Genomic DNA, 22,338 nt, shown 5'->3' with positions numbered 1-22,338 from the left:
GGAGTGCGGACCAACGGTCCGCACCCACCCCGGTCCGCACCCGCCAGAGGCAGGGGGGGCCGGCGGTCAGCCCTTGGCCTGCGCGGCGCGCTGCGCGTTGTAGCGCTCACCGACAATCGACACTTCATCCAGCGCCTGCGCGATGCGTTGCAGTTCCTCCGGCGCCAACTGCAGGTCGGCCGCGCCCAAGTTTTCTTCCAGGCGATGGACCTTGGTGGTGCCCGGAATCGGCACGATCCACGGTGCCTGCGCCAGCAGCCAGGCCAGCGCCACCTGAGCCGGCGTCGCGCCACGTGCGGCAGCAATCGTGCTGATGCGATCAACCAGTGCCTGGTTGGCACGACGCGCTTCCACTTCGAAACGCGGCACGGTGTTGCGGAAGTCGTTGGCGTCGAAGGTGGTATCGGCGTTGATCGCGCCGGTCAGGAAGCCACGGCCCAGCGGGCTGAACGGCACGAAGCCGATACCCAGTTCCTGCAACGTCGGCAACAGTTCGCGCTCCGGCTCACGCCACCACAGCGAGTACTCGCTCTGCACGGCGGCCACCGGCTGCACTGCATGGGCGCGACGCACGGTGGCGGCACTGGCCTCGGACAGGCCGAAGTGGCCGACCTTGCCTTCGGCGATCAGGTCGCGCACGGTACCGGCCACATCCTCGATTGGCACGTTGGGGTCGACGCGGTGCTGGTAGAACAGGTCGATATGGTCGGTGCGCAGGCGCTTGAGGCTGGCCTCCGCCACCGCGCGGATGTTCTCGGGACGGCTGTCCAGCCCGGTATCGACGCGCGCATCCTTGAAGCCGAACTTGGTGGCGATCACCAGCCTGTCGCGGTACGGCGCCAGCGCCTCGCCGAGCAGGTCTTCGTTGGTGTAGGGGCCATACACTTCGGCGGTGTCGAAGAAGGTCACGCCACGCTCGACGGCGGCCTGCAGCAGGGCGATGCCCTGGCCCCGCTCCACCGGTTGGCCGTAGCCATGGCTCAGGCCCATGCAGCCCAGGCCGAGGGCGGAAACCTTCAGGCCACTGCGGCCCAGTTCACGTGTCTGCATCGTCGTGCTCCAGAGGGGGAGCGCTGACGATACGCCTGCAGAGCCCACGGATTGAATGGGCAGCATTGCAGTTGGTCATGACTGGAATTCATCAATGCGCGGAGCCGCCCGCCCGTAGAGTCGAGCTTGCTCGACTCGACAAGAACAGTCGAGCAGGCTCGACGCTACGGAACCCCCAGGTCACCGGATCTCGGAAATCTCCACGCCATCCAGCCCCTGCGACAGGGTGCGGGCGTCGCCGCCCTGGCTGAGCTTGATGCGCAGGCGCACCTCGTTCTGCGAATCGGCGTAGCGCAGCGCGTCCTCGTAGCTGATCTCGCCCGCCTGGTACAGCTCGAACAGGCTCTGGTCGAAGGTCTTCATACCCAGCTGGACCGAATCCTTCATCACTTCCTTCAGCTTGTGGATCTCGCCGTCGCGGATGTAGTCCTGCACCAGCGGCGTGCCCAGCAGGATCTCCATCGCCACCTTGCGCGAGCGGCCATCGGGCGACGGCACCAGCTGCTGCGCAACCACGCCCTTCAGGTTCAGCGACAGGTCCATCAGCAGCTGGTTGCGGCGGTCTTCCGGGAAGAAGTTGACGATGCGGTCCATCGCCTGGTTGGCGTTGTTGGCATGCAGGGTGCACAGCACCAGGTGGCCGGTTTCGGCAAACGCGATGGCGTGGTCCATGCCTTCGCGGGTACGCACCTCGCCGATCATGATCACGTCCGGCGCCTGGCGCAGGGTGTTCTTCAACGCGGCTTCCCAGCTGTCGGTATCGATGCCGACTTCGCGCTGGGTGATGATGCAGCCCTCGTGCTTGTGCACGAATTCGATCGGGTCTTCGATGGTGATGATGTGGCCAGTCGAGTTCTGGTTGCGGTAACCGATCATCGCCGCCAGCGAGGTCGATTTACCGGTACCGGTGGCACCGACGAACAGGATGATGCCGCGCTTGGTCATCGCCAGCGTCTTGATGATCGGCGGCAGGCTCAGCTCTTCCACGGTCGGAATGCGCGTCTCGATGCGACGCAGCACCATGCCGACCTGGTTGCGCTGGTAGAAGCAGCTGACACGGAAGCGGCCGACACCGGACAGGCCGATGGCGAAGTTGCACTCATGGGTCTTTTCGAATTCCTCGCGCTGCGCCGGGGTCATCACGTTCAGGACCAGGTCGCGGCTCTGCTGCGGGGTCAGTGGTGTCTGGGTGATCGGCGAAATCTTGCCGTTGACCTTCATCGCCGGCGGCATGCCCGCGGTGATGAACAGGTCCGAGGCGCGCTGGTGCGCCATCAGCTTGAGGAACGAAGTGAAATCGATGGTGGTCGCGGTGGTGTTCACGGCGGGCTCCCAATGGGGCATGTACCAGGAAACGGTCGGAGGCGGAAACGGCGCGGGAACGGCGGCGCACTGGCGCCCGCCGCCCCGTTGCTGCCCGCCTTACTCGAACAGGCGCTTGTCCTTGGCGTAGTCGCGGGCCTGGTTGCGGGTGATCAGGCTGCGCTTGACCAGGTCCTGCAGGTGCTGGTCCAGGGTCATCATGCCGTACTGCTGGCCGGTCTGGATGGCCGAATACATCTGCGCCACCTTGTCCTCGCGGATCAGGTTGCGGATGGCCGGGGTGCCGACCATGATTTCCCACGCAGCGGTGCGGCCGCCGCCGACCTTCTTCAGCAGTGCCTGCGAGATCACCGCACGCAGCGACTCGGACAGCATCGAACGCACCATCGGCTTTTCGCCGGCCGGGAACACGTCGATGATACGGTCGATGGTCTTGGCCGCCGAGCTGGTGTGCAGAGTGCCGAACACCAGGTGGCCGGTTTCCGCGGCGGTCAGTGCCAGGCGGATGGTTTCCAGGTCACGAAGTTCGCCGACCAGGATGATGTCCGGGTCTTCACGCAGTGCCGAGCGCAGCGCTTCGTTGAAGCCATGCGTATCGCGGTGCACTTCGCGCTGGTTGATCAGGCACTTCTGCGAGGTGTGCACGAATTCGATCGGATCCTCGACGGTGAGGATGTGGCCGTATTCGTTTTTGTTGATGTAGTCGATCATCGCCGCCAGCGTGGTCGACTTGCCCGAGCCGGTCGGGCCGGTCACCAGGATCAGGCCCTGCGGCTGCTGGATCACTTCGCGGAACAACGGCGGGCAGGCCAGGTCCTCGAGGGTGAGCACCTCGGACGGAATGGTACGGAACACCGCACCGGCGCCGCGGTTCTGGTTGAACGCGTTGACACGGAAGCGCGCCAGCGACGGGATCTCGAAGGAGAAGTCCACTTCGAGGAATTCCTCGTAATCGCGGCGCTGCTTGTCGGACATGATGTCGTACACCAGCGCGTGGACCTGCTTGTGGTCCAGGGCTGGGATGTTGATCCGGCGCACGTCGCCGTCCACGCGGATCATCGGCGGCAGGCCTGCGGACAGGTGCAGGTCGGACGCTTTGTTCTTTACGGAAAACGCCAACAGCTCGGCGATATCCATGAGCGGCTACTCCCCAATAACGGCTTCGACTGGAAGGATCTTTCCCCGGGCGGCAGTATAGCCTCCTGATTCAACGGAACGCGTTACGTGGCCACTCCCCTGCCCCAGATCCTGAGCAACCTGCACGCCGCCGCCGAGGCCGCTGGCAGGCCCGACCCACGCCTGCTGGCGGTGTCCAAGACCCAGCCGGCCGAGGCCGTGGCCGCGCTGGCCGCACAGGGCCAGCACGCCTTCGGCGAGAACTACGTGCAGGAAGCACTGGCCAAGATGCAGGCGCTGCAGCACCTGGCGCTGGAATGGCACCTGATCGGCCACCTGCAGTCGAACAAGGCCGATGCCGTGGCCAGCCATTTCGACTGGGTGCAGAGCGTGGACCGTTCCAAGCTGGTGACCGCGCTGGCACGCCATCGCCCGGCCGCGCGTGGCCCGCTGAACGTACTGATCCAGGTCAACATCGACGATGAATCCAGCAAGCATGGCTGTGCACCGGAAGAAGTGGATGCACTGGCCGCCGCGATTGCCGCCGAACCCAGCCTGCGCCTGCGTGGCCTGATGGCGATTCCCGCACCGTGGCCGGAAGCGGAGCGCCGTCGGGATGCATTCGTGCGCATGCGCACACTTTTCCAGTCGCTGGCTGCCCAGCACGCGCGGATCGACACGCTGTCGATGGGCATGAGCAGCGACTACGCCGAAGCCATCGCCGAGGGTGCCACCCTGGTGCGCATCGGCACCGCCCTGTTCGGCGCCCGCCCGGGCCCGGCCTGATTTTCCAAGGAGACTTCCATGGCAGCTGATTCCATCACCTTCATCGGCGGCGGCAACATGGCCCGCAGCCTGATCGCCGGCCTGATCCGCCAGGGCGTGCCTGCCGCGCACATCCACGTGGCCGAACCAGTGGCCGCATTGCGCGAGTCACTGGCTGCCGACTTCGGCGTGCAGGTGCACGACAACGCCGCTGATGCCGCCGCACAGGGCAATACCTGGCTGCTGGCGGTGAAGCCGCAGGTACTGCGCGATGTATGCCAGTCGCTGCAGGCGCTGGCACAGGCGAGCCAGCCGCTGGTGGTGTCCATTGCCGCCGGCATCACCAGCGCGCAGCTGGAACGCTGGCTGGGCGGCAATCTTCCGGTGGTGCGCGCGATGCCCAACACCCCCGCCCTGCTTGGCGCCGGCGTGACCGGCCTGTATGCCACGCCATCGGTGGATGCACAGCAGCACGCGCGCGCCGAACAGGTGCTGGCCAGTGCCGGGCGCACGGTGTGGATCGACAGCGAATCGCTGATGGATTCGGTCACCGCGGTCTCCGGCAGTGGGCCGGCCTATGTGTTCCTGCTGGCCGAAGCGATGGAAGCGGCGGGTATCGCACAGGGCCTGCCTGCAGAAGCGGCGCGCACGCTGGTGGTGCAGACCCTGCTGGGTGCCTCGCGCATGCTCGATGAAGCCGGCGAAAGCCCGGCCGAACTGCGTCGCCGCGTGACCTCGCCGAACGGCACCACCCAGGCCGCGATCGAGAGCTTCCAGGCCGGTGGTTTCGAGGCGCTGGTGGACACCGCGCTGCGCGCCGCGCAGGTACGTGGGCAGGAACTGTCTGCGGCGAATGATTGATCCCGATGTGTGCCGACCAACGGTCGGCACCTACCGTCATCCACGCGTGGCGTGGATGCTCACTGCCCCAATGTGGCCATGACGAAATCGACGAAGCACTGCAGGCGCGGACGCGGCCGTCGATCCGGCAGGTAGATCAGGTGCATCGGTCGCGGTTCCGGCAGGTAGTCGCGCAGCAGGGGCTTCAACCGCCCGGCCGCGATTTCGCCGGCCAGCAGCGCGGTCGGCTGCAGCACCAGCCCTGCGCCGGCCACGGCGGCCTCGCGCAACGCGACACCATCATTGCAGGTCAGGCGCGCTTCCCAGTCCACCTGTTCGCCGTTGGCCAGCTGCCAGCCATGGCCGCCGCGCCAGGCTAGGTGGCTCAGGCAGTCATGCCCGGCCAGATCCCCAGGGGTGCGCGGCGTGCCACGCCGGCGCAGATAGGACGGTGCCGCGCACAGGCTCATCGCGTACGGCGGCAACGGCCGCGCCACCACTTCCTGTGACGGCAGCGGCCCAACGCGGATTGCCACGTCGAAGCCATCCTCGATCAGGTCCACGCGGCGGTTGCTCAGGTCCAGCTCGATGTTCAACTGCGGCTGCGCGCGCAGCAGGCCGGCCAGTTGTGGCGCCAGCACACAACTGCCCCAGGTGGTTGGCGCGCTGACCCGCAGCAGTCCGCGGGGTTGTACCTGCAGGCCGGCCACGTCCGCCTCCGCCTGCTGCACCTGCTCCAGCACCTGCCGGCACCCGGCCAGGTAGGCGCTGCCGGCTTCGGTCAGGCGCTGGCGGCGGGTGTTCCGTTGCAGCAGCGCGGTACCCAGGTGCGCCTCCAGTTGCTGGATGTACTTGCCGACCATCACCGCCGACACCTGCAGCTGTTCGGCAGCTCCTGCAAAGCTCCCGGACTCGGCCACGGCGACGAAGGCCTGCATGCAGCGAAGGGTATCCATTGCTAATCCATAGTTAGGAATCTGCGAAGCATACGCCGCTTACCTAACCCCACTGTGAGGGCGCAGACTGCGCTCATTCCCCCTCTCGCAAGGAACGGCCATGAAGATTCTCCTCGTCGGTGCCAGCGGCACCCTCGGCCAGGCAGTCGCCCACCAGCTCGGCCAGCTGCATCAGATCCTCGCCGCCGGCCGCAACAGCGGTGAGCTGCGCGTCGACCTGACCGACGACGCCAGCGTCGCCGAACTGTTCTCGCGCACCGGTCCGGTCGATGCAGTGATCTCCACCGCTGGCAAGCTGCACTTCGGTCCGCTGAAGGACATGACACCCGAGCAGTTCAACCTCGGCCTGCAGGACAAGCTGCTGGGCCAGGTGCGGCTGGCACTGGTCGCCCAGCACCACCTCAACGCCGGCGGCTCGATCACCCTGACCAGCGGCATCGTCAGCGCACAGCCGATCCGCGATGGCGTCAACGCCACCTCGGTGAATGCCGCACTGGAAGGCTTCGTGCGTGCCGCCGCGCTGGAGCTGCTGCCGCGTGGCCTGCGCATCAACGTGGTCAGCCCGAACGTGCTGATCGAATCGATGGCGGCTTACGGCCCCTATTTCCCAGGCTTCGAAGCGGTGAGCGCGCAGCGCGCAGCGCTGGCCTTCCAGCGCGCGGTGGAAGGCATCCAGAGCGGCGAGACGATCACGGTCTGGTAAGAAAAAAGGGGACGGAGGGGATTAAGTCGTTAATGCACAAACGACATAATCCCCTCCGTCCCCTTTTCGCGGGTCACTCCCAGCGCATCGGGCCGTCGCCGCGTTCGCCGAGGACGTCTTCGGGGTTGGCCAGGCGGCAGCGCTGCAGCGACAGGCAGCCGCAGCCAATGCAGCCGGTCAGTTCATCGCGCAGCAGTTCCAGCATGTGGATGCGCTCCTCCAGCTCGGTGCGCCAGCGCGCGGACAGCTTGGCCCAGTCGGCCTTGGTCGGCGCGCGGCCCTCGGGCAGGCTTTCGAAGGCACGGCCGACAGCTTCCAGTGGCATGCCCACCCGTTGCGCGACGCGGATCACGGCCAACCGTCGCAGCACGTCACGGCTGTAGCGCCGCTGGTTGCCCGAGGTGCGCAGGCTGCTAATCAGCCCCTTGCGCTCGTAGAAATGCAGCGCGGAAACCGCCACGCCACTGCGCTGGGAGACTTCGCCAACGCTGAGTTCCTGGGAAACCATTGCTTGACCTAAACTGCAGTTGAGGTGGCATGCTGCTATCTTCGCCGCCAGTTGACAAGCGCGGCCCGCATCTGGCTCGTATGTCCCCCACTCTTTCGCCCGCCGACGCCCGTGCGCCGGCTGATACGTCGATCCTGTCTCCCCGCTATCGCGCCACCACCATCGGCATGGTGGCACTGGTGGCGCTGCATGCCTTCGAGGCCCTGGCGGTGGCGGCCGCCATGCCGACCGTGGCCGAGGCGCTGGATGGCCTGCGCCTGTATGCGCTGGCCTTTGGCGGCACCCTGGCCAGCAGTGTCATCGGCATGACCCTGGCCGGACGCTGGGCCGACCGCCATGGCCCCGCCAGGCCACTGTGGTACGGCCTGGCCTGCTTCGTGCTGGGCCTGCTGCTGGCCGGCTTTGCGATGCGGATGGGCATGCTGGTGGCCGGGCGCCTGCTGCAGGGCCTGGGTGCGGGCGCGATCTCGGTTTCACTGTACGTGATGGTCGGGCGCAGCTATCCCGAGCACCTGCGCCCGAAGGTATTCGCCGCGTTCTCGGCCGGCTGGGTGGTGCCGTCGATGATCGGCCCCGCGCTGAGCGGGTTGATCGTGCAGCATCTCGGCTGGCGCTGGGTGTTCCTGGCCGTACCACTGCTGGCGGTCCCGGCCGCGCTGCTGCTGCGCCCGGCGCTGGCGCGCATGCAACCGAGCGATGCAGGAAACAGCGACGATGGTCGCGGCAACGTGGTGCGCTGGGCCGGCGGTGCTTCGCTGGCGGCGCTGCTGCTCTACTTCGGCGGCCATCAGCAGGGCCTGCCTGCGCTGCTCTGCATCGGCGTGGCCATGCTTGCGCTGCTGTTCTGCGTGCACCGCCTGTTGCCAGCCGGCACGTTGCTGCTGCGCCGCGGACTGCCCAGCGTGATCGCCCTGCGCGGCATCGCGGCGGCCGCATTCTTCGCCTGTGAGGCCTACCTGCCACTGCTGTTGCAGCGCGAACGCGGGCTCTCGCCCAGCTGGGCCGGTGCCGTGCTCAGTCTTGGTGCACTGGGCTGGTTCGCCGGTTCATGGCTGCAGGGCCACCAGCAGCGCGGCTGGTCACGCCAGCAGCTGCTGCGCGTTGGCACACCGCTGATGACGATCGGTATCGCCGCCACACTGGCCGTGTTGTTCAATCCGGTGCCGCTGCCCGTGGCGCTGGTCGGCTGGGCGGTGACCGGCTTCGGCATGGGCATGATCTACGCCAGCTTGTCGGTGCTGACGCTGTCGTTGTCCGCACCGCACGAGCAGGGTGCCAACACCTCGGCGCTGCAGTTGAGCGAGGCGCTGTCGGTGACCACCGCGCTGGCGGTTTCCGGTGCGCTGTTCGCGCTGTTCGTGGAAGCCGCGCCACACACCGGCTATCTGCTGTGCCTGGCGATCACCTTCGGCCTGGCGCTGCTGGCCACGGTAATCGCGCGGCGGGTGTAGCACCGCCGCATTGCGGGATTGCCGGCCAGCGGCCGGCACTACCGGCTGCCGGTCCCCATGTCATCGATATCCCGGTGCAGGATGCGCCTCACCTCCAGCACCGCCTGCGGGGTTTCCTGCACGCTGTGGCCGGAGATGATCACCTTCTCCGACAGCGCGCCCGGCAGATGTGCGCTCCAGTACGGCACCAGCCCATCATCGGATTTCTCCACCGGCAGCTCCGGCTTGCGCTGGGCGATGATCGAGTGGTACTTCAGGCCCGCCTCAATCGGCAGCTGTGCGGCGGCCTTCACGAACGGATCGCTGGCCTTGAGGTTGTCGATGCTGTTCGGGATCTTCGGCTTGGCGGTGCCATCGACCTGCTGCTCGGCCTGCGCCAGCGCCATGAACACGTCCTCGAACTTGCCGAGGATTGTCAGCGGCAGGCGTACCAAGCGACCAATCAGGCGACCGACCTTGTTGCCGGCAATGTCGGTGCCCTGGTGCGGCGCGGCGATGAAGATCGCACGCTCCACGTTCGGCTGTGCCTTGAAATGCAGCAGCGGACCCAGCTTGTTCTGCACCCGCTTCAGCCGTTCCCCCTTCAGGTCGTAGTTGGCCAGCAGGTCGTTCCACAGTACATCGCCGGAATCGCTCACCAGCAGGCGCGCCAGCACGCCGCCCATGCTGTGACCGATGTAGACCATGTCCTTCGACGCACGCGTGCTGCCGTTGGGATCGAAATGCTTCAGCGTGTCGTTGAATGCATTGGCGATCTCGTAGCGGTTCAGCGCGATCGGCGCATTGGTCGGGTAATAGACCTGCCACACCTGGAACTGCTGGCGCAGCTCGGGGTCACCCATGATCTCGTTGGCCAGGTTCACCCACGCTTCCGGGCTGCTGGCCAGGCCGTGCAGCATGAAGATGATGCGGCGGTTCGGGTCCCACGGCTGCATCAGGTAGATGTGCGGCTCGCCGATGCCCTCGCTCATGCCGAACAGGGTGCGCAGCGACTGCCGGGCGAAGCCACTCTGCGCCAGCCACAGGCCGTAGGCGGCAGTGAAGTTGCCGGCCAGCGGTACCTGCTCACCGTGCAGAGTGATGCGCTCGGTCGCTTCCGGCGAATAGGCATCCAGCTCGACCCGGCGCGTGCGCATCACGTCTTCCAGGCTGCTGCCCTCGAACCGCAGCAGTGCGGTGACGTTGATCGAGGACATCTCACTGAACTCGGGCACCGAATCGTCATGGCGGTGGCGGCGGCCACGACGCTCGTCGTCCTCGTCGTCCTGCGCGGTTTCAGCCTTCGGGCCGTCGGGCGCGATCACTGGCGCGACCAGTTTCGGCGGGTCCATCACCATCACCAGTTCGGCACCGAAGCCATCGCGGCGATAGGTGCTACGCAGGCCAACGAAGCTGACCGTTCCCGCTGGCACCAGCTGCGCCGGAATGCTCTTCAGACCCAGCTGCTGGTAGTTGGAGGCCAGCGACCAGCTACCGACCGTGAGCGGCTTCGTATAGTCCTCGCCGGCCAGTGCGGCGGCACGCGCGCGCACGAACAACACCACCGCCGCCTTTTCGGCCGCGTAGTTGTAGTAGTCGCGCACCTGCGTCTGCCGGTCCTCGAAGGCCCGGTCGGACGGTGAGCGGCCACTGTAGAACAGGTAGGCATAGGCATAGCGCGCGGCTTCCAGCCAGGCATCCAATGCCGCATCGCTCATCGGCGGGTCGCCTGCGGCGGTCTTCTTTGGCGTCATCGCCAATGCAGCCTTCACCCACAGCTCGGACAGCGCCGACAGCCGCTGCTCGACATTGAGGTCGTCGGTCATCAGCAACGTGCTGCGGCAGACCAGGAAGTCCTTCTCGCACTGCGATTCGTCCAGGCCCGCTGCGCTGAGCGTTTCACGCGCGGCGGGGCTGAGCTTGCCAGTGTTGAGCACATCCGCGCGCTTGTTGACCAGTGAATCACTGGATTTGACCTGCTTGACGGTGACCATCGCGCAGCCGCTGCTGCCCAGCAGCAGGAAGGCGGCGAACAACACCGGCAGCAGGCGCTGCCAGCGGGTCAGAAAGAGTTGGGTCATTACTGCGGGTCCTGCTCGGTGCCGGGCACGCCCTGGCGGATCACGGTGGAGAAATGCTCGCCATCACCCAGGTCCAATGCGCGCTGGGTGATGCGGCCCTTGTCGTGCAGCTCTGCGTACGGCACGCCCGGCGTGAGTGCACCGACCTCCTGCGCGTACTCGGCCAGATAGCCGGACAGCAGCAGCCGATAGTCCAACGGCAGGCGCGGTGCGATGTGGCGGGCCAGGTCGAAGACGATGGTCGTGCAGTTGCTGGTCAGCGTGTTGTAGAAGCCCGGCTTGGCATCCAGTTCACGCGCCTGTTCGATGTACGCGGCGAACAGTTCCTTCAGCTGCGCGCGGTCCATGCCATGCAGGCGGTACAGGTAGACATCTTCGCCACGCGCATTGGTGCGGGTGCGGATGATGTCGGTCTCCTCCGAAGCCACCAGGGTCATCTCGAACTTGCGGAAGAAGCCGCCCAGCGCTGAGAACGACTCACCGCGCTCCTTGCGGATCTCCAGCGAGAACACCACGTGGCGACCATCCTCGAAACCGAACGAGATCAGCGTGTGGGCGATCGCCGGGCCCATCCAGTACGACAGCACCAGGTCGGCCGAGCGCAGCTGGTCCAGGTCGTACTCACGCCGTACCCAGTGCGCGTCGTAGTCGGTTTCACTGCGCCAACTGAAGTCGCGCACGTTGTCCAGCACCACATGGCGCCCGTCGAAGGACACCACATGCAGGCGCTGGGCCACGTCGTCGGCCCATACGCGGTCCTGGCGCGGGGTCAGCAGCAGCCACCACAGGCCGGCCAACGCCAGCGCCACACCGAATGCCGTGCCGAGGCGGCGGGAGGCACGTCCCCGCGCGACCCGCCACGACGCCCACAGCGCCACCAGCAGCCACAGCACGGCCACGCCGGTGGCCAGCCAACCCGGCCCCGGCAGCTGGTAGGCCAGCAGCCCGCTCACCCACAGCGCCGCCAGCGCCATGGCACTCCCTGTCGTCCAACGTCCTGCGGCGTTCACTGGCATCCTGTCGCGGTCTCGAAGCCGCATAGTTAGCCACAAGCGGGTTCACCGTGGCATCTACGGACCGTTCAGGCTGGGCAGCGCACCGTCGGCGGCGGCCTCTGCGGCCAGGTTCACTTCACAGGAGCAACGATGGGCATCACTTCCGTGGCCGGCGTTCCGGTCCAATCCCGGCACCGAGCCACCTGCCACTGCGGCACGGTCGAACTGCTGCTGGACCTGCCGGACGGTATTGTCGAACCCCGCCGCTGCGACTGCTCGATGTGCCGGCGCCGGGGGGCCATTGCCGCCAGCGTCAGCCGCGCGGGCCTGCAGGTGGTGCGCGGGCAGAACCACCTGCAGCTGTACCAGTTCAACACCCATGTGGCCGAGCACTATTTCTGCGGTATCTGCGGCATCTACACCCACCACCGGCGGCGCTCCAATCCCGACCAGTACGGCTACAACGTGGCCTGCCTGGAGGGCATCGACCCGTTCGCGCTGGGCGTGATACCGGTCAACGACGGGGTCAACCACCCGGCCGACCGCCGCACCTAGTGGCGGGTGCGCCGTGGCGGTGCGGCGACCTTCTGCCACGGTGCCATGCCACTGCGCCCGGCGCGCGCCGGGCGCTTCAGCCAGGGCCGTCGCGGCGCGGCCTGCGGCTGCGCTTCGACCGGGGCAGGTAACGGCCTGCGGCCAGGCCAGAGATGGTCGAGCAGCCACATGGCAGGTCTCCGTGGGGGACGGGGACGACCTACGCTAGCGGCACCTGGGCAAAGAACGGGTGAGGGTGCTGCGGCAGCCAGATGACAGCCGCGCCCCCCTCAGTCCTGCGGCCGTGACCGGCCCAGGCGGCGCACCAGCACGAAGAACAACGGCACCAGCACCACTGCCAGCACCGTGCCGGAGACCATGCCGCCGATCACGCTCATGCCGATTTCACGGCGGCTGACTGCGCCCGCGCCGGTGGCCAACGCCAACGGGATCACACCGGCCACGAAGGCCAACGACGTCATCACGATCGGGCGCAGGCGCAGGCGTGCGCCCTGCAGTGCTGCTTCCACCGCTGAACTACCAGCGCGATAGCGTGCCTCGGCAAACTCCACGATCAGGATCGCGTTCTTGGCCGACAGGCCGATGATCGTCAGCAGACCCACCTGGAAGTAGATGTCGTTGACGAACCCGGCCGCGGTAGTCGCCAGCACCGTACCAATCACGCCCAATGGGATCACCAGCACCACTGCCACCGGCACCGTCCAGCTCTCATAGAGCGCTGCCAGACACAGGAAGATGAAGGCAATGGAGGCGATGTACAGCCACAACGTCTGGTTGCTGGCCAGTTGTTCCTGGTAGGACAGGCCACTCCACTGCAGGTCGAACCCGGGTTGATCGGCAACCAGCGCCTGCATGCGCTGCATCGCCTCGCCCGAGCTGCGGCCTTCGGCAGCGCTGCCCTGGATCTGCATCGCCGGCAGGCCGTTGAAGCGCTGCTGCAGTTGCGGCCCGCGCGCCCAGTGGCTGCTGGCGAAACTGGCAAACGACGCCATCTGGCCGTTGCCACCGCGCACATACCACTGGCCGATGTCGTCGGGCACGCTGCGGTAGGGCTGGTCGCCCTGCATGTAGACCCGCTTGACCCGGCCACGGTCGAGGAAATCGTTGATGTAACTGCCGCCCCAGGCCGCCGACAGCGTGGAATTGATGTCGGCCTGGGCCAGGCCCAGTGCGCTGGCCTGGGCATGGTCGATGTCCAGCCGCAGCTCGGCCTTGTCGCCCAGACCGTTCAGGCGCACCGAGGTGAGCCCGTCGTCTTCGCCGGCCGCGCGCACCACCTGTTCCTGCGCCGCCTGCAGGGCCACGCGCCCGGCCGCGCTGGTGTCCTGCAGCCACAGTTCGAAGCCGCTGGACTGGCCCAGTCCACGCACCGCCGGCGGTGCCAGTACATTGACCTTTGCATCCGGCAAGCGGCGGAAGTAGGCATTGGCTCGCGTGATGATCGCCGCAGCGGTGTTGTCGCCCGTGCGCTCATCCCAGGGCTTCAGTGCGAGAAAGCCCTGCCCGGCGTTCTGGCCGGTGCCGGCATTGTTGCGGCCGACCACCACGAACACCACATCCAGGTTCTGCTTTTCGTGCTCCATGAAGTAGCGGCTGATCTGCTCGCCCAATGCTTCGGTACGCGCCATCGGCGTGCCTTCCGGCGTGGAGAACTGGAAGGTTACCTGGCCCTGGTCTTCCACCGGCAGGAAGCCGGTCGGCATCCGCGCGTACAGCGCGACCATGGCGACCACCAGCAGCAGGTAGAACGCCATCCAGCGCCGCGGCCGGGTAACGACGCCACCGAGCTTTCCCTGGTAGGCCAACTGGCTGCGCTCGACGCCCCGGTTGAACGCCCGGAAGAAACGACCCTGTGGCTTCTGCGCCGAAGACGGCTTGAGCAGGGTCGCGCACAGCGCCGGGGTCAGCGTCAGCGCCACCAGCGCCGACAATGCCATGGCTGATGCAATCGTGATCGAGAACTGCCGGTAGATGATGCCGGTGGAACCACCGAACAGCGCCATCGGCAGGAACACCGCGCCCAGCACCACGGTGATGCCGATCAACGCGCCGGTGATCTCGCCCATCGATTTTTCGGTCGCTTCGCGCGGTGGCAGATGCTCGTCGTGGATGATGCGCTCCACGTTCTCCACCACCACGATCGCATCGTCGACCAGCAGGCCGATCGCCAGCACCATCGCGAACAGGGTCAGTGTGTTGATGGTGAATCCGGCAACGGCCAGCACGCCGAAGGTGCCCAGCAGCACCACAGGCACCGTGATCGCCGGAATCAGCGTGGCGCGCAGGTTCTGCAGGAACAGGAACATCACCACCACGACCAGCACGATGGCTTCGATGAGGGTATGGATGACCCCCTCGATCGAGACCCGCACGAACGGTGTGCTGTCACGCGGGTAGGCCACCTGCAGGCCGGGCGGGAAAGTCGGCCGCAGCCGTTCGATCTCCGCGCGCACCGCATCGGCCGTGGCCAACGCATTGGCGCCGGAGGCCAGGGTGACCGAGAAGCCAGCCGCCGGATAGCCATTGAGATAGCTGCTGGTCTGGTAGTTCTCCGCGCCGATCTCGACCCGTGCGACGTCGCCCAGCAACACCGCCGCGCCATTGGGCAGCGTGCGCAGGATGATCGCGCGGAACTGTTCGGGCGTCTGCAGGCGCGACTGCGCGGTGACCGTGGCGTTGAGGCTCTGCGTCGGGCTGGACGGCATCGCGCCCAGCTCACCCGCCGTCACCTGGGTGTTCTGCGCCTGGATCGCAGCGCGAACGTCCGAGGGCATCAGGTCATAGGCGCGCAGCTTGTGCGGGTCCAGCCACACGCGCATTGCGTAAGCCGAGCCGAACACGTTGATCTCGCCGACACCGGGAATGCGGCTGATCGGATCCTGCACATTGCTGACAAGGAAATCGGAGACGTCCACGCGCTCCATGCGCCGGCTGGTGTCGTACAGCGAGACCACCATCAGCGAATCGCCCTGCGACTTGGCGACCGTCACGCCCTGCTGCTGCACTTCCTGCGGCAGCCGGTTGATCGCCTGATTGACGCTGTTCTGCACCTGCACCTGGGCGATATCCGGGTTGGCGCTCTGGTCGAAGGTGACCGTGATGCGCGCCTGCCCGGACGAGGAACTGGTGGACGAGAAATACAGCAGGTGGTCGATGCCCTTGATCTGCTGCTCGATCACCTGGGTGACGCTGTCTTCCACCGTCTGCGCCGAGGCACCGGTGTAGTTGGCGGTGATGTTGACCTGCGGCGGCGCGATGTCCGGGTACTGCTCCACCGGCAGCTGGGTCACCGCGATGGTGCCGAAGGCCATGATGCAGATCGCCAGGACCCAGGCGAATACCGGGCGATGGATGAAGAAGCGCGGCAGCATCTGCTCAGTCCTTCCCGACCGGTGCCGGTGCCGGCTTCACCCGCACCGTCATGCCATCGGCCAGGCCCTGCGCGCCGGCCACCACCACCTGCTCGCCGGCGGCCAGGCCATCAAGGACCAGCCACTGGTCGCCGATCGCACGCGCGGTGCGGAACAGCCGCAGCCGCGCCTTGCCGTCCTTGTCCACCAGCCACGCCTGTGCCTCGCCCTTGGGGCTGCGGTCGACCGCCGCCTGTGGCACCAGCAGCGCCTGCTGGCGGGTTCCCTGCCCCACCAGCGCGCGCACGTACATGCCCGGCAGCAGCTGCCCATCCGGGTTGGGGAAACGCGCGCGAAGGGTGATGCTGCCGGTTTCCTGCTGCACGTCCACGTCGGCAAATTCCAGCGTGCCGGGCAGCGGGTAGTCGGTGCCATCGGACAGGCGCAGCCGCACCGGTGCTGTGTCGGCCTGCACGCCACCGTCGGCGATGGCGCGGCGCAGTGCCAGGTACTCATTGCTGGACTGGGTGATGTCCACGTTCATCGGGTCCATCTGCTGCACCCGTGCCAGTGGATCGGCCTGGCCCGAGGTGACCAGCGCACCCGGCGTGAACAGCGCGCGGCCGATGCGCCCGGCAATCGGCGAGGTCACCGTGGCAAACCCCAGCCGTGTGCTGGCCGTGTCACGCGCGGCCTGTGCGGCCTGCGCCGCGGCGGCAGCCTGCTGGTCGCTGGCGATCGCATCGTCCACGTCCTGGCGCGCGGCCAGCTGGTCCTTGCCCAACGCCTGCATGCGCTGCGCCCGCAGGCGCGCGGTCACCGCAGCGGCCTCGGCGGTCTTCAGGTTGGCCTGCGCCTCGTTCAGCGCCGCCTGGTACAGCGCGGGCTCGATCTGGAACAGTGGCTGCCCGGCCTTCACCCACTGGCCCTGCTCGAACAACCGCTTCACCAGCACGCCATCCACCTGCGGACGCACGTCCGATTCCTGCGAGGCAACGCTGCGCCCAGGCAGTTCCTGCTGCAGTGCCAGCGGCTGGCTGCGCAGGGTCAGCACCGTCACCTCAGGCGTCGTCGCGCCGGGCTTGGGCGCGTCCTTGCCGCAGGCGCTGAGCAGGCCGGCCAGGGCGAGCGCCAGCAGCGGCAGGCCCGCGGTTCGCGGCAGCCGCCAGGCACGGTACGGACGGGAGGGGTTCGGAAGGATCATCGGCTGCAGGTTCCACGCGTGGGGGAGCGTTCGGCGCCGAATATAGAAGACGTGGCGGCACGATCCTGCTAAATGGCGCATGAAACATTTTTCATTTGCAGTCGCTGCCCACGATTGCGAGGATGCCCCTGTCCCACTCTGCACACTGGCCCATGCCGCGCGTACTCACCATCGAGGACGATCTTGTCACCGCAGAGGAAATCGCCACCGAACTGCGCAGCCACGGCTTCGACGTGGACCTGGCCAGCGACGGCAGCAACGGCCTGGCGCTGGCACGTGCAGGTGACTACGCGGTGATCACCCTGGACCGCATGCTGCCCGGCATCGACGGGCTGGCCCTGGTCACCACCTTGCGCCGTGAAGGCATCACGACGCCGGTACTGATGATCAGTGCGCTGTCGGACGTGGATGAACGCGTGCGTGGCCTGCGCGCCGGTGGCGACGACTACCTGACCAAGCCCTTCGCTTCGGACGAGATGGCTGCACGTGTGGAAGTGCTGATCCGGCGTCAGGGCCCGACTGGCGCCATCGACAACGTGCTGCGCGCCGGTGACCTGGAACTGGACCTGATGGCCCGTTCGGCGCGACGCGGCGGGCATGAAATCGCGCTGTTGCCGACCGAGTTCAAGCTGCTCGAATTCCTGGTGCGCAACGCCGGCCAGGTGGTCACCCGCAGCATGCTGTTCCAGGAAGTCTGGGGCTACCACTTCGATCCGGGCACCAACCTGATCGATGTGCATATCGGTCGCGTGCGCAAACGCATCGAACAACCCGGCCGACCGCAGCCGATCATGACCGTCCGTGGAACCGGCTATGTCTTCGACGCGCAATCCTGACCACTGGCGCTCTTCCAGCAGCAGACTGCTGGGCCTGTACTGCATCCTGTTCGTGGCGTGGTCGAGCCTGCTGCTGGGCGTGATGTACTGGCGCATCTCGGATTACCTGAGTGACCTGACCGAATCAGGCCTGCAGCAGCGCGCCCACCTGTTCATGAGCTTCGACGGCCCGGCACTGGATGAAGCATTGCGCGACAGCCAGCGCTTCGATCTGCACCAGGTCTATACCTATGGGTTGTTCGACAAAGCCGGCATGCCGATGGCGGGCCCGCTGACAGCGATCCCCGAGGGACTGCCGCTGGATGGCAACTCGCATGCGGTGGACGGTTGGACGCTGGCCGATGGCCGCCACGACAACGGCGGCAGTGCGCTCGGCGTGGTGACCCGCGATGGCCGCACGCTGGTATTCGTGCGCCAGAATGGCAAGCTCATGGCGGTCAACAGCATCATCCTCGATGCGCTGCTGTGGGGCGTGTCGCTGACCGTCATTCCCGGCCTGGTGGGCTGGCATCTGCTGCGCCGGCGCCCGTTGAAACGGATCCAGCAGATCGAAGCGGCCACCAACCGCATCGTTGCCGGCGACCTCGGCCAGCGCCTGCCGGTGTCCAGCCGTCGCGACGAGATCGATCGGCTGTCGAGCATCGTCAACGCGATGCTGGAACGCATCGAACAGCTGATGACCGAGGTCAAGGGCGTGTGCGACAGCATCGCCCACGATCTGCGCACCCCGCTGACCCGCCTGCGCGCGCATCTGTACCGCATGCGCGTGGGGCTGGACGAACGGGACCCGCATGCCGATCCATTGGACAAGGCGCTGGCCGAGACTGACATGCTGATGGCGCGCTTCGCCGCGCTGCTGCGGGTGTCGGAGCTGGAGAGCCACCAGCGGCGCTCGGCCTTCGACGCGGTCGACGTCACTGAGCTGCTGCAGGAACTGCACCAGTTCTACCTGCCGCTGGCCGAAGAGAAGCAGCAGTTGCTGGAGCTGCAGGTGGACCCGAAGGTGGGCCCGCTGCGTGGAGACCGCGAGCTGCTGTTCGAAGCGCTGGCCAACCTGCTGTCCAACGCTCTGCAGTTCACCCCAGCACACGGCCGTATCCTGCTGCGTGCGGTCGATGATCACGGCGCCCCGAGGATCGATGTGATCGACAACGGGCCGGGCATTCCGCCACAGGACCGCACGCTGATCTACCAGCGCTTCTTCCGTGGCAGCAGCAACGCCGGCCAGGGGCCTGGATTCGGCCTGGGCCTGTCGATCGTGGCCGCCATTGCCGGCCTGCACGGCTTCCGTGTCCGCGCCGGCAGCGCCCCCGGTGGTGGCGCCTGGATGAGCATCCGCGGCGCGACGGACGGCCTGCCCTGACGCCGGGCCATGGCGCCTCAATCGCACTTGGGAATCATTTGTATTTGAAGACGGGCATCCGGATAATCCGCCGTCACCGCCCTTCCCGGATCACTCCCGATGCCCGCTCTGCCGTCGCGTCCGCTGCTGTACACGCTCGCCCTGCCCACCCTGCTGGCCTCGGCCATCGCCCAGGCCCAGGACACCCCGGCGGCGCGCACCCTGGACAGGGTAACGGTGGTGGCCGAGCGGGCCAGCACCGCGACCAAGACCGACACCGCCCTGACCGAGACGCCGCAGGCGATCAGCGTGGTCACCCAGCAGCTGTTCACCGATCGCGGCGCGCACAATCTGCAGGAAGTGCTGCGCTACAGCGCCGGCGTCACCGCCGATGCCTGGGGCCTGGATACCCGCAACGATGCGACCTCGGTGCGCGGGCTGGACCCGGTGCAGTACCAGGATGGCCTGCGCCGCAGCTACGGTTTCAGCCCCCTCGCCCGCCCGGAAATCTATGGCCTGGAGCGGGTGGAAGTGCTGCGCGGCCCGTCCTCGGTGCTGTACGGTGCCGGCGCCACCGGCGGCATCATCAATGCAATGAGCAAGCGCCCGACCTTCGGCACCCTCAACGGCGAGGTCGGCGTGCAGCTCGGCAGTTTCGACCGCAGGCAGCTGCAGGGTGACATCGGCGCCGCATTGAACGATGCCGGTACGCTTGCCGGCCGCTTCGTCGGGCTGGTGCGCGAATCGAACATGCAGACCGATGTATTGAAGGATGACCGCGTCTATCTGGCACCGTCGATCAGCTGGCGCGGTGAACGCAGCACCTTGACCCTGCTGGCCAGCTATCAGCATGACAAGACCGGCTCCAGCCAGCAGTTCCTGCCGCTGGCCGCGACCCTGCTTGCACCGCCCGGACGCCGCCTCGACCCGTCCACCTTCATCGGCGATCCCGACTTCGACCGCATCGACTCGCGCGTCTACAGCCTGACCGCGCTGTTCGACCACAGCTTCAACGACACGCTCAGCCTGCGCTCGGCAGTGCGTTACATCGATGGCAGAACCACTCTGCAGCAGATGTACGTGGACAGCTACAGCAATCCGGCCGATCCCTTCATCGACGCCGATCGGCGCGTGGTCAACCGCACGGCCTATGGCACCCGCCCCGACGTGCAGATCTTCAGCGCCGACAATGCGCTGCAGTTCGACTTCGCCACCGGTGCCTTCCAGCATCTGCTGCTGGCCGGCGTAGACTACAGCCAATACAAGGAGCAGCTGCAGCGGCTGGACGCCACCGGCACGCCGATCGACATCTACACCCCGGTATCGGTCGCACCGATCGTGCGTGGCTGGGATCGTCAGCCGGACCAGACCTCCACCCAGCTGGGTGTCTATGTGCAGGACCAGATCCGCTGGGCCGACCGCATCTCGCTGGTGCTGGGCGCGCGCCGCGACCATGCACGCTCGAAGACCGAAGGCCAGCCCAGCCAGACCGACAATGCCACCACCTACCGCGCCGGGCTGATCGGCGAACTGGGTGCGGGCGTTTCGCCCTACCTGAGCTACAGCGAATCGTTCCTGCCGGTATCCGGCCAGGATCTGTTCGGCAGCGCCTTCAAGCCGATGCGCGGCCGCCAGTCCGAGGCCGGCATCAAGTGGCAACCGGCGCGCAGCCTGCTGCTGACGCTGGCGGCGTACCGCATCACCGAAACCAACCGGCAGACCAACGACCCGGACAACGTATTGAACGTGGTGCAGACCGGGCAGATCCGCTCCAAGGGCGTGGAGCTGGAAGGGCAGTTCCAGTTCGCCAACGACCTGACAGTCACCGCCGCCGTTGCGCGCAACGAGGCCGAGGTCAGCCGCAGCAACTTCGCATTGGAAGTGGGCCAGCGCCTCAACGACACTCCGCAGGACCTGGCCTCGGCCTGGGTGTCGAAGGGCTTCCAGCTGGATGATGCCGCACGCCTGCGCCTGGGGCTGGGCGTGCGCCATGTGGGCAATACGGTGTCGCTGGGCAATGGCGGGCGCATCATCACGCCCAGCTATACGCTGGCCGATGCATTGCTGGAAGTGCAGGTAACCGACTGGACGATGGCGTTGAACATCACCAACCTCACCGGCAAGCGCTACTACGCGCCGTGCCGCACTTTTGGCGACTGCTTCGCCGGCTACCCGCGCGTGGTGACCGGCACCATCAGCTATCGGTTCTGATCACGGCCAACGCTGGCCGCAGCAGCAGCAGGTGCAACAGCACAGCGCATGCGGCGGTCAGGTCCCGCCACGGTGGCCTGGCATACGCCCGCAGGCGTCATCGACGACGCCGTTGCGCATCTGCTCCGTAGTGCTCAGGCCCAGCTGATCCACCGGATCAGCTCGCGGTCGCGGCGTCCAGGAAATTGCGCAGCACTGGCGACGGAGCTTCCGGGCGCGCGCAGAACTGCAGCGCGAAGCGCGCTGCGTCATCGGCCAACAGGCGATAGACGATTTCCTGCGAACGGAAACTGGCCATGCTGGCCGGCACGATCGCCACGCCGGCGTCCACCGCCACCAGCGACAGCACCGCGTGCATGCCCTGCGCTTCCTGCACCACGCGCGGGGTGAATCCTGCTGCGGTGCACAGGCCCAGCACCTGCGCATGAAAGCCGATGCCCTCGCCCGCCGGCCATGAAACGAACGGCTCATCGGCGAGCATCGCCACACTGACCTCCGGCGCGTTGGCCAGCGCATGTGCACGCGGCAGCGCAATCGCCAGGCGGTCGTGGTCGAAGCCGTACAGCACCAGCTCGGCGGCGGGAATCGGTGGGATCAACACGCCGACATCGATGCGCTGCTCACGCAGCCACAGCTGCTGCTGACGCGAGGTCGCTTCCTGCAGATGCAGCTGCACCTGCGGGTACTGTTGGCGGAAGCGGCGGATCAGGCCCGGCAACCGGCCATACAGCGCACTGCCCACATAGCCCACGCGCAGACTGCCGGACTGTCCGGCGGCGGCTTCGCGCGTGCGCTGCAATGCCTGCTCGGCCTGCTGCAGCGTTGCCCGCGCCTCCACCAACAGCGTCTGCCCGGCCACGGTCAGGCCCAGGGTACGGTTGCCGCGCACGATCAGTTCACTTCCGAGTTCGTCTTCCAAGCGTCGTATTGCCGCGGTCAGCGGCGGCTGCGACATGTGCAGGCGGGCTGCGGCGCGGTGGAAATGAAGCTCTTCGGCCACGGCCACGAACTGGCGAAGCAGGCGCAGGTCGATCATCTCGATGCAGGCAGTGGGAACCCGCCTAGGGTACGCC

At 66.9% G+C, this 22,338-nt stretch carries 19 protein-coding genes; 8 read left to right on the top strand and 11 right to left on the bottom strand.

Annotated elements, in window-relative coordinates; translation table 11 throughout:
• Positions 1-66: 66 nt before the first annotated feature.
• The 3 genes from R1L06_RS07635 to R1L06_RS07625 form a co-directional block, all read right to left on the bottom strand.
• Positions 67-1,050 (bottom strand): aldo/keto reductase, encoded by a 984-nt coding sequence (locus R1L06_RS07635; RefSeq protein ID WP_049421547.1) that lies wholly within the window; start codon positions 1,048-1,050, stop codon positions 67-69.
• Between the two features lie 180 nt (positions 1,051-1,230).
• Positions 1,231-2,394 carry a PilT/PilU family type 4a pilus ATPase gene (locus R1L06_RS07630; RefSeq protein ID WP_049400675.1) on the bottom strand — a complete coding sequence of 388 codons (1,164 nt, stop codon included), beginning with the start codon at positions 2,392-2,394 and terminating at the stop codon, positions 1,231-1,233.
• 78 nt (positions 2,395-2,472) lie between these two features.
• Positions 2,473-3,510, bottom strand: a complete 1,038-nt coding sequence (locus tag R1L06_RS07625) for a type IV pilus twitching motility protein PilT (protein ID WP_006422551.1) — start codon at positions 3,508-3,510, stop codon at positions 2,473-2,475.
• 87 nt (positions 3,511-3,597) lie between these two features.
• Here R1L06_RS07625 and R1L06_RS07620 point away from each other — a divergent pair, with 87 nt between their 5' ends.
• On the top strand, positions 3,598-4,275 hold the full coding sequence (locus R1L06_RS07620) for a YggS family pyridoxal phosphate-dependent enzyme (protein ID WP_107431432.1): 678 nt from the start codon (positions 3,598-3,600) through the stop codon (positions 4,273-4,275).
• Between the two features lie 18 nt (positions 4,276-4,293).
• Entirely contained in the window at positions 4,294-5,115 is an 822-nt protein-coding gene (proC, locus tag R1L06_RS07615; RefSeq protein ID WP_317217333.1) for a pyrroline-5-carboxylate reductase, read from the top strand.
• 59 nt (positions 5,116-5,174) lie between these two features.
• Here the strand turns inward: proC and R1L06_RS07610 are convergent, their stop codons facing one another.
• Positions 5,175-6,050 (bottom strand): LysR family transcriptional regulator, encoded by an 876-nt coding sequence (locus R1L06_RS07610; RefSeq protein WP_285302784.1) that lies wholly within the window; start codon positions 6,048-6,050, stop codon positions 5,175-5,177.
• A gap of 67 nt (positions 6,051-6,117) precedes the next feature.
• On the opposite strand from R1L06_RS07610, the gene R1L06_RS07605 reads away from it, so the two are divergent.
• On the top strand, positions 6,118-6,753 hold the full coding sequence (locus R1L06_RS07605; protein ID WP_317217336.1) for a short chain dehydrogenase: 636 nt from the start codon (positions 6,118-6,120) through the stop codon (positions 6,751-6,753).
• Positions 6,754-6,826: 73 nt separating this feature from the next.
• On the opposite strand, the gene soxR is transcribed toward R1L06_RS07605, so the two are convergent.
• Positions 6,827-7,261, bottom strand: a complete 435-nt coding sequence (gene soxR / locus R1L06_RS07600) for a redox-sensitive transcriptional activator SoxR (RefSeq protein ID WP_032127734.1) — start codon at positions 7,259-7,261, stop codon at positions 6,827-6,829.
• Between the two features lie 29 nt (positions 7,262-7,290).
• Between soxR and R1L06_RS07595 the strand changes: the two genes are divergently transcribed.
• Positions 7,291-8,712 carry an MFS transporter gene (locus R1L06_RS07595; protein ID WP_317217332.1) on the top strand — a complete coding sequence of 474 codons (1,422 nt, stop codon included), beginning with the start codon at positions 7,291-7,293 and terminating at the stop codon, positions 8,710-8,712.
• Positions 8,713-8,750: 38 nt separating this feature from the next.
• Here R1L06_RS07595 and R1L06_RS07590 read toward each other — a convergent pair whose 3' ends face one another.
• Together R1L06_RS07590 and R1L06_RS07585 are read right to left on the bottom strand one after the other, a co-directional pair.
• Positions 8,751-10,772: an esterase/lipase family protein gene (locus tag R1L06_RS07590; RefSeq protein WP_032127736.1), complete on the bottom strand. Its 2,022-nt coding sequence runs from the start codon at positions 10,770-10,772 to the stop codon at positions 8,751-8,753.
• Positions 10,772-11,746, bottom strand: a complete 975-nt coding sequence (locus R1L06_RS07585) for an Lnb N-terminal periplasmic domain-containing protein (RefSeq protein ID WP_100437440.1) — start codon at positions 11,744-11,746, stop codon at positions 10,772-10,774. The genes R1L06_RS07590 and R1L06_RS07585 overlap by 1 nt, the downstream gene beginning before the upstream one ends.
• Before the next feature lie 171 nt (positions 11,747-11,917).
• On the opposite strand from R1L06_RS07585, the gene R1L06_RS07580 reads away from it, so the two are divergent.
• Positions 11,918-12,322: a GFA family protein gene (locus tag R1L06_RS07580; protein ID WP_317217331.1), complete on the top strand. Its 405-nt coding sequence runs from the start codon at positions 11,918-11,920 to the stop codon at positions 12,320-12,322.
• Here R1L06_RS07580 and R1L06_RS07575 read toward each other — a convergent pair.
• The 3 genes from R1L06_RS07575 to R1L06_RS07565 all read right to left on the bottom strand — a co-directional run bounded on the left by R1L06_RS07575 (position 12,319) and on the right by R1L06_RS07565 (position 16,876).
• Positions 12,319-12,492: a hypothetical protein gene (locus tag R1L06_RS07575; RefSeq protein ID WP_180838205.1), complete on the bottom strand. Its 174-nt coding sequence runs from the start codon at positions 12,490-12,492 to the stop codon at positions 12,319-12,321. The two genes, R1L06_RS07580 and R1L06_RS07575, sit on opposite strands and share 4 nt — an antisense overlap.
• 99 nt (positions 12,493-12,591) lie before the next feature.
• Positions 12,592-15,693: an efflux RND transporter permease subunit gene (locus tag R1L06_RS07570; protein ID WP_317217330.1), complete on the bottom strand. Its 3,102-nt coding sequence runs from the start codon at positions 15,691-15,693 to the stop codon at positions 12,592-12,594.
• A gap of 4 nt (positions 15,694-15,697) precedes the next feature.
• Entirely contained in the window at positions 15,698-16,876 is a 1,179-nt protein-coding gene (locus tag R1L06_RS07565) for an efflux RND transporter periplasmic adaptor subunit (protein WP_317217329.1), read from the bottom strand.
• Between the two features lie 152 nt (positions 16,877-17,028).
• On the opposite strand from R1L06_RS07565, the gene R1L06_RS07560 reads away from it, so the two are divergent.
• From R1L06_RS07560 to R1L06_RS07550, 3 genes are all read left to right on the top strand, one after another.
• Entirely contained in the window at positions 17,029-17,712 is a 684-nt protein-coding gene (locus R1L06_RS07560; protein WP_071228043.1) for a response regulator transcription factor, read from the top strand.
• On the top strand, positions 17,690-19,075 hold the full coding sequence (locus R1L06_RS07555; protein ID WP_317217328.1) for a sensor histidine kinase: 1,386 nt from the start codon (positions 17,690-17,692) through the stop codon (positions 19,073-19,075). Before R1L06_RS07560 ends, R1L06_RS07555 begins: the two co-directional genes overlap by 23 nt.
• 99 nt (positions 19,076-19,174) lie before the next feature.
• Positions 19,175-21,265 (top strand): TonB-dependent siderophore receptor, encoded by a 2,091-nt coding sequence (locus R1L06_RS07550; protein ID WP_317217327.1) that lies wholly within the window; start codon positions 19,175-19,177, stop codon positions 21,263-21,265.
• 157 nt (positions 21,266-21,422) lie between these two features.
• Here R1L06_RS07550 and R1L06_RS07545 read toward each other — a convergent pair whose 3' ends face one another.
• Complete coding sequence (locus tag R1L06_RS07545) at positions 21,423-22,301, bottom strand: LysR family transcriptional regulator (protein WP_180838201.1); 879 nt, start codon at positions 22,299-22,301, stop codon at positions 21,423-21,425.
• Positions 22,302-22,338: the final 37 nt, after the last annotated feature.

Source organism: Stenotrophomonas mexicanensis, assembly GCF_032911605.1.
Classification (GTDB): Bacteria; Pseudomonadota; Gammaproteobacteria; order Xanthomonadales; family Xanthomonadaceae; genus Stenotrophomonas; species Stenotrophomonas maltophilia_A.
The sequence above is the reverse complement of the archived record's forward strand: the minus strand, read 5'-3'. Positions and strand labels throughout refer to the sequence as shown.

Bases quoted from the DNA above. Each gene is read 5' to 3' on its own strand.
- R1L06_RS07575 (WP_180838205.1), bottom strand. From the start codon at position 12,492: ATGTGGCTGCTCGACCATCTCTGGCCTGGCCGCAGGCCGTTACCTGCC.
- R1L06_RS07555 (WP_317217328.1), top strand. From the start codon at position 17,690: ATGTCTTCGACGCGCAATCCTGACCACTGGCGCTCTTCCAGCAGCAGA.
- R1L06_RS07565 (WP_317217329.1), bottom strand. From the start codon at position 16,876: ATGATCCTTCCGAACCCCTCCCGTCCGTACCGTGCCTGGCGGCTGCCG.
- R1L06_RS07585 (WP_100437440.1), bottom strand. From the start codon at position 11,746: ATGGCGCTGGCGGCGCTGTGGGTGAGCGGGCTGCTGGCCTACCAGCTG.
- R1L06_RS07590 (WP_032127736.1), bottom strand. From the start codon at position 10,772: ATGACCCAACTCTTTCTGACCCGCTGGCAGCGCCTGCTGCCGGTGTTG.
- R1L06_RS07635 (WP_049421547.1), bottom strand. From the start codon at position 1,050: ATGCAGACACGTGAACTGGGCCGCAGTGGCCTGAAGGTTTCCGCCCTC.
- proC (WP_317217333.1), top strand. From the start codon at position 4,294: ATGGCAGCTGATTCCATCACCTTCATCGGCGGCGGCAACATGGCCCGC.
- R1L06_RS07550 (WP_317217327.1), top strand. From the start codon at position 19,175: ATGCCCGCTCTGCCGTCGCGTCCGCTGCTGTACACGCTCGCCCTGCCC.
- R1L06_RS07610 (WP_285302784.1), bottom strand. From the start codon at position 6,050: ATGGATACCCTTCGCTGCATGCAGGCCTTCGTCGCCGTGGCCGAGTCC.
- R1L06_RS07595 (WP_317217332.1), top strand. From the start codon at position 7,291: ATGCTGCTATCTTCGCCGCCAGTTGACAAGCGCGGCCCGCATCTGGCT.
- R1L06_RS07625 (WP_006422551.1), bottom strand. From the start codon at position 3,510: ATGGATATCGCCGAGCTGTTGGCGTTTTCCGTAAAGAACAAAGCGTCC.
- soxR (WP_032127734.1), bottom strand. From the start codon at position 7,261: ATGGTTTCCCAGGAACTCAGCGTTGGCGAAGTCTCCCAGCGCAGTGGC.
- R1L06_RS07560 (WP_071228043.1), top strand. From the start codon at position 17,029: ATGCCGCGCGTACTCACCATCGAGGACGATCTTGTCACCGCAGAGGAA.
- R1L06_RS07630 (WP_049400675.1), bottom strand. From the start codon at position 2,394: ATGCCCCATTGGGAGCCCGCCGTGAACACCACCGCGACCACCATCGAT.
- R1L06_RS07545 (WP_180838201.1), bottom strand. From the start codon at position 22,301: ATGATCGACCTGCGCCTGCTTCGCCAGTTCGTGGCCGTGGCCGAAGAG.
- R1L06_RS07580 (WP_317217331.1), top strand. From the start codon at position 11,918: ATGGGCATCACTTCCGTGGCCGGCGTTCCGGTCCAATCCCGGCACCGA.
- R1L06_RS07570 (WP_317217330.1), bottom strand. From the start codon at position 15,693: ATGCTGCCGCGCTTCTTCATCCATCGCCCGGTATTCGCCTGGGTCCTG.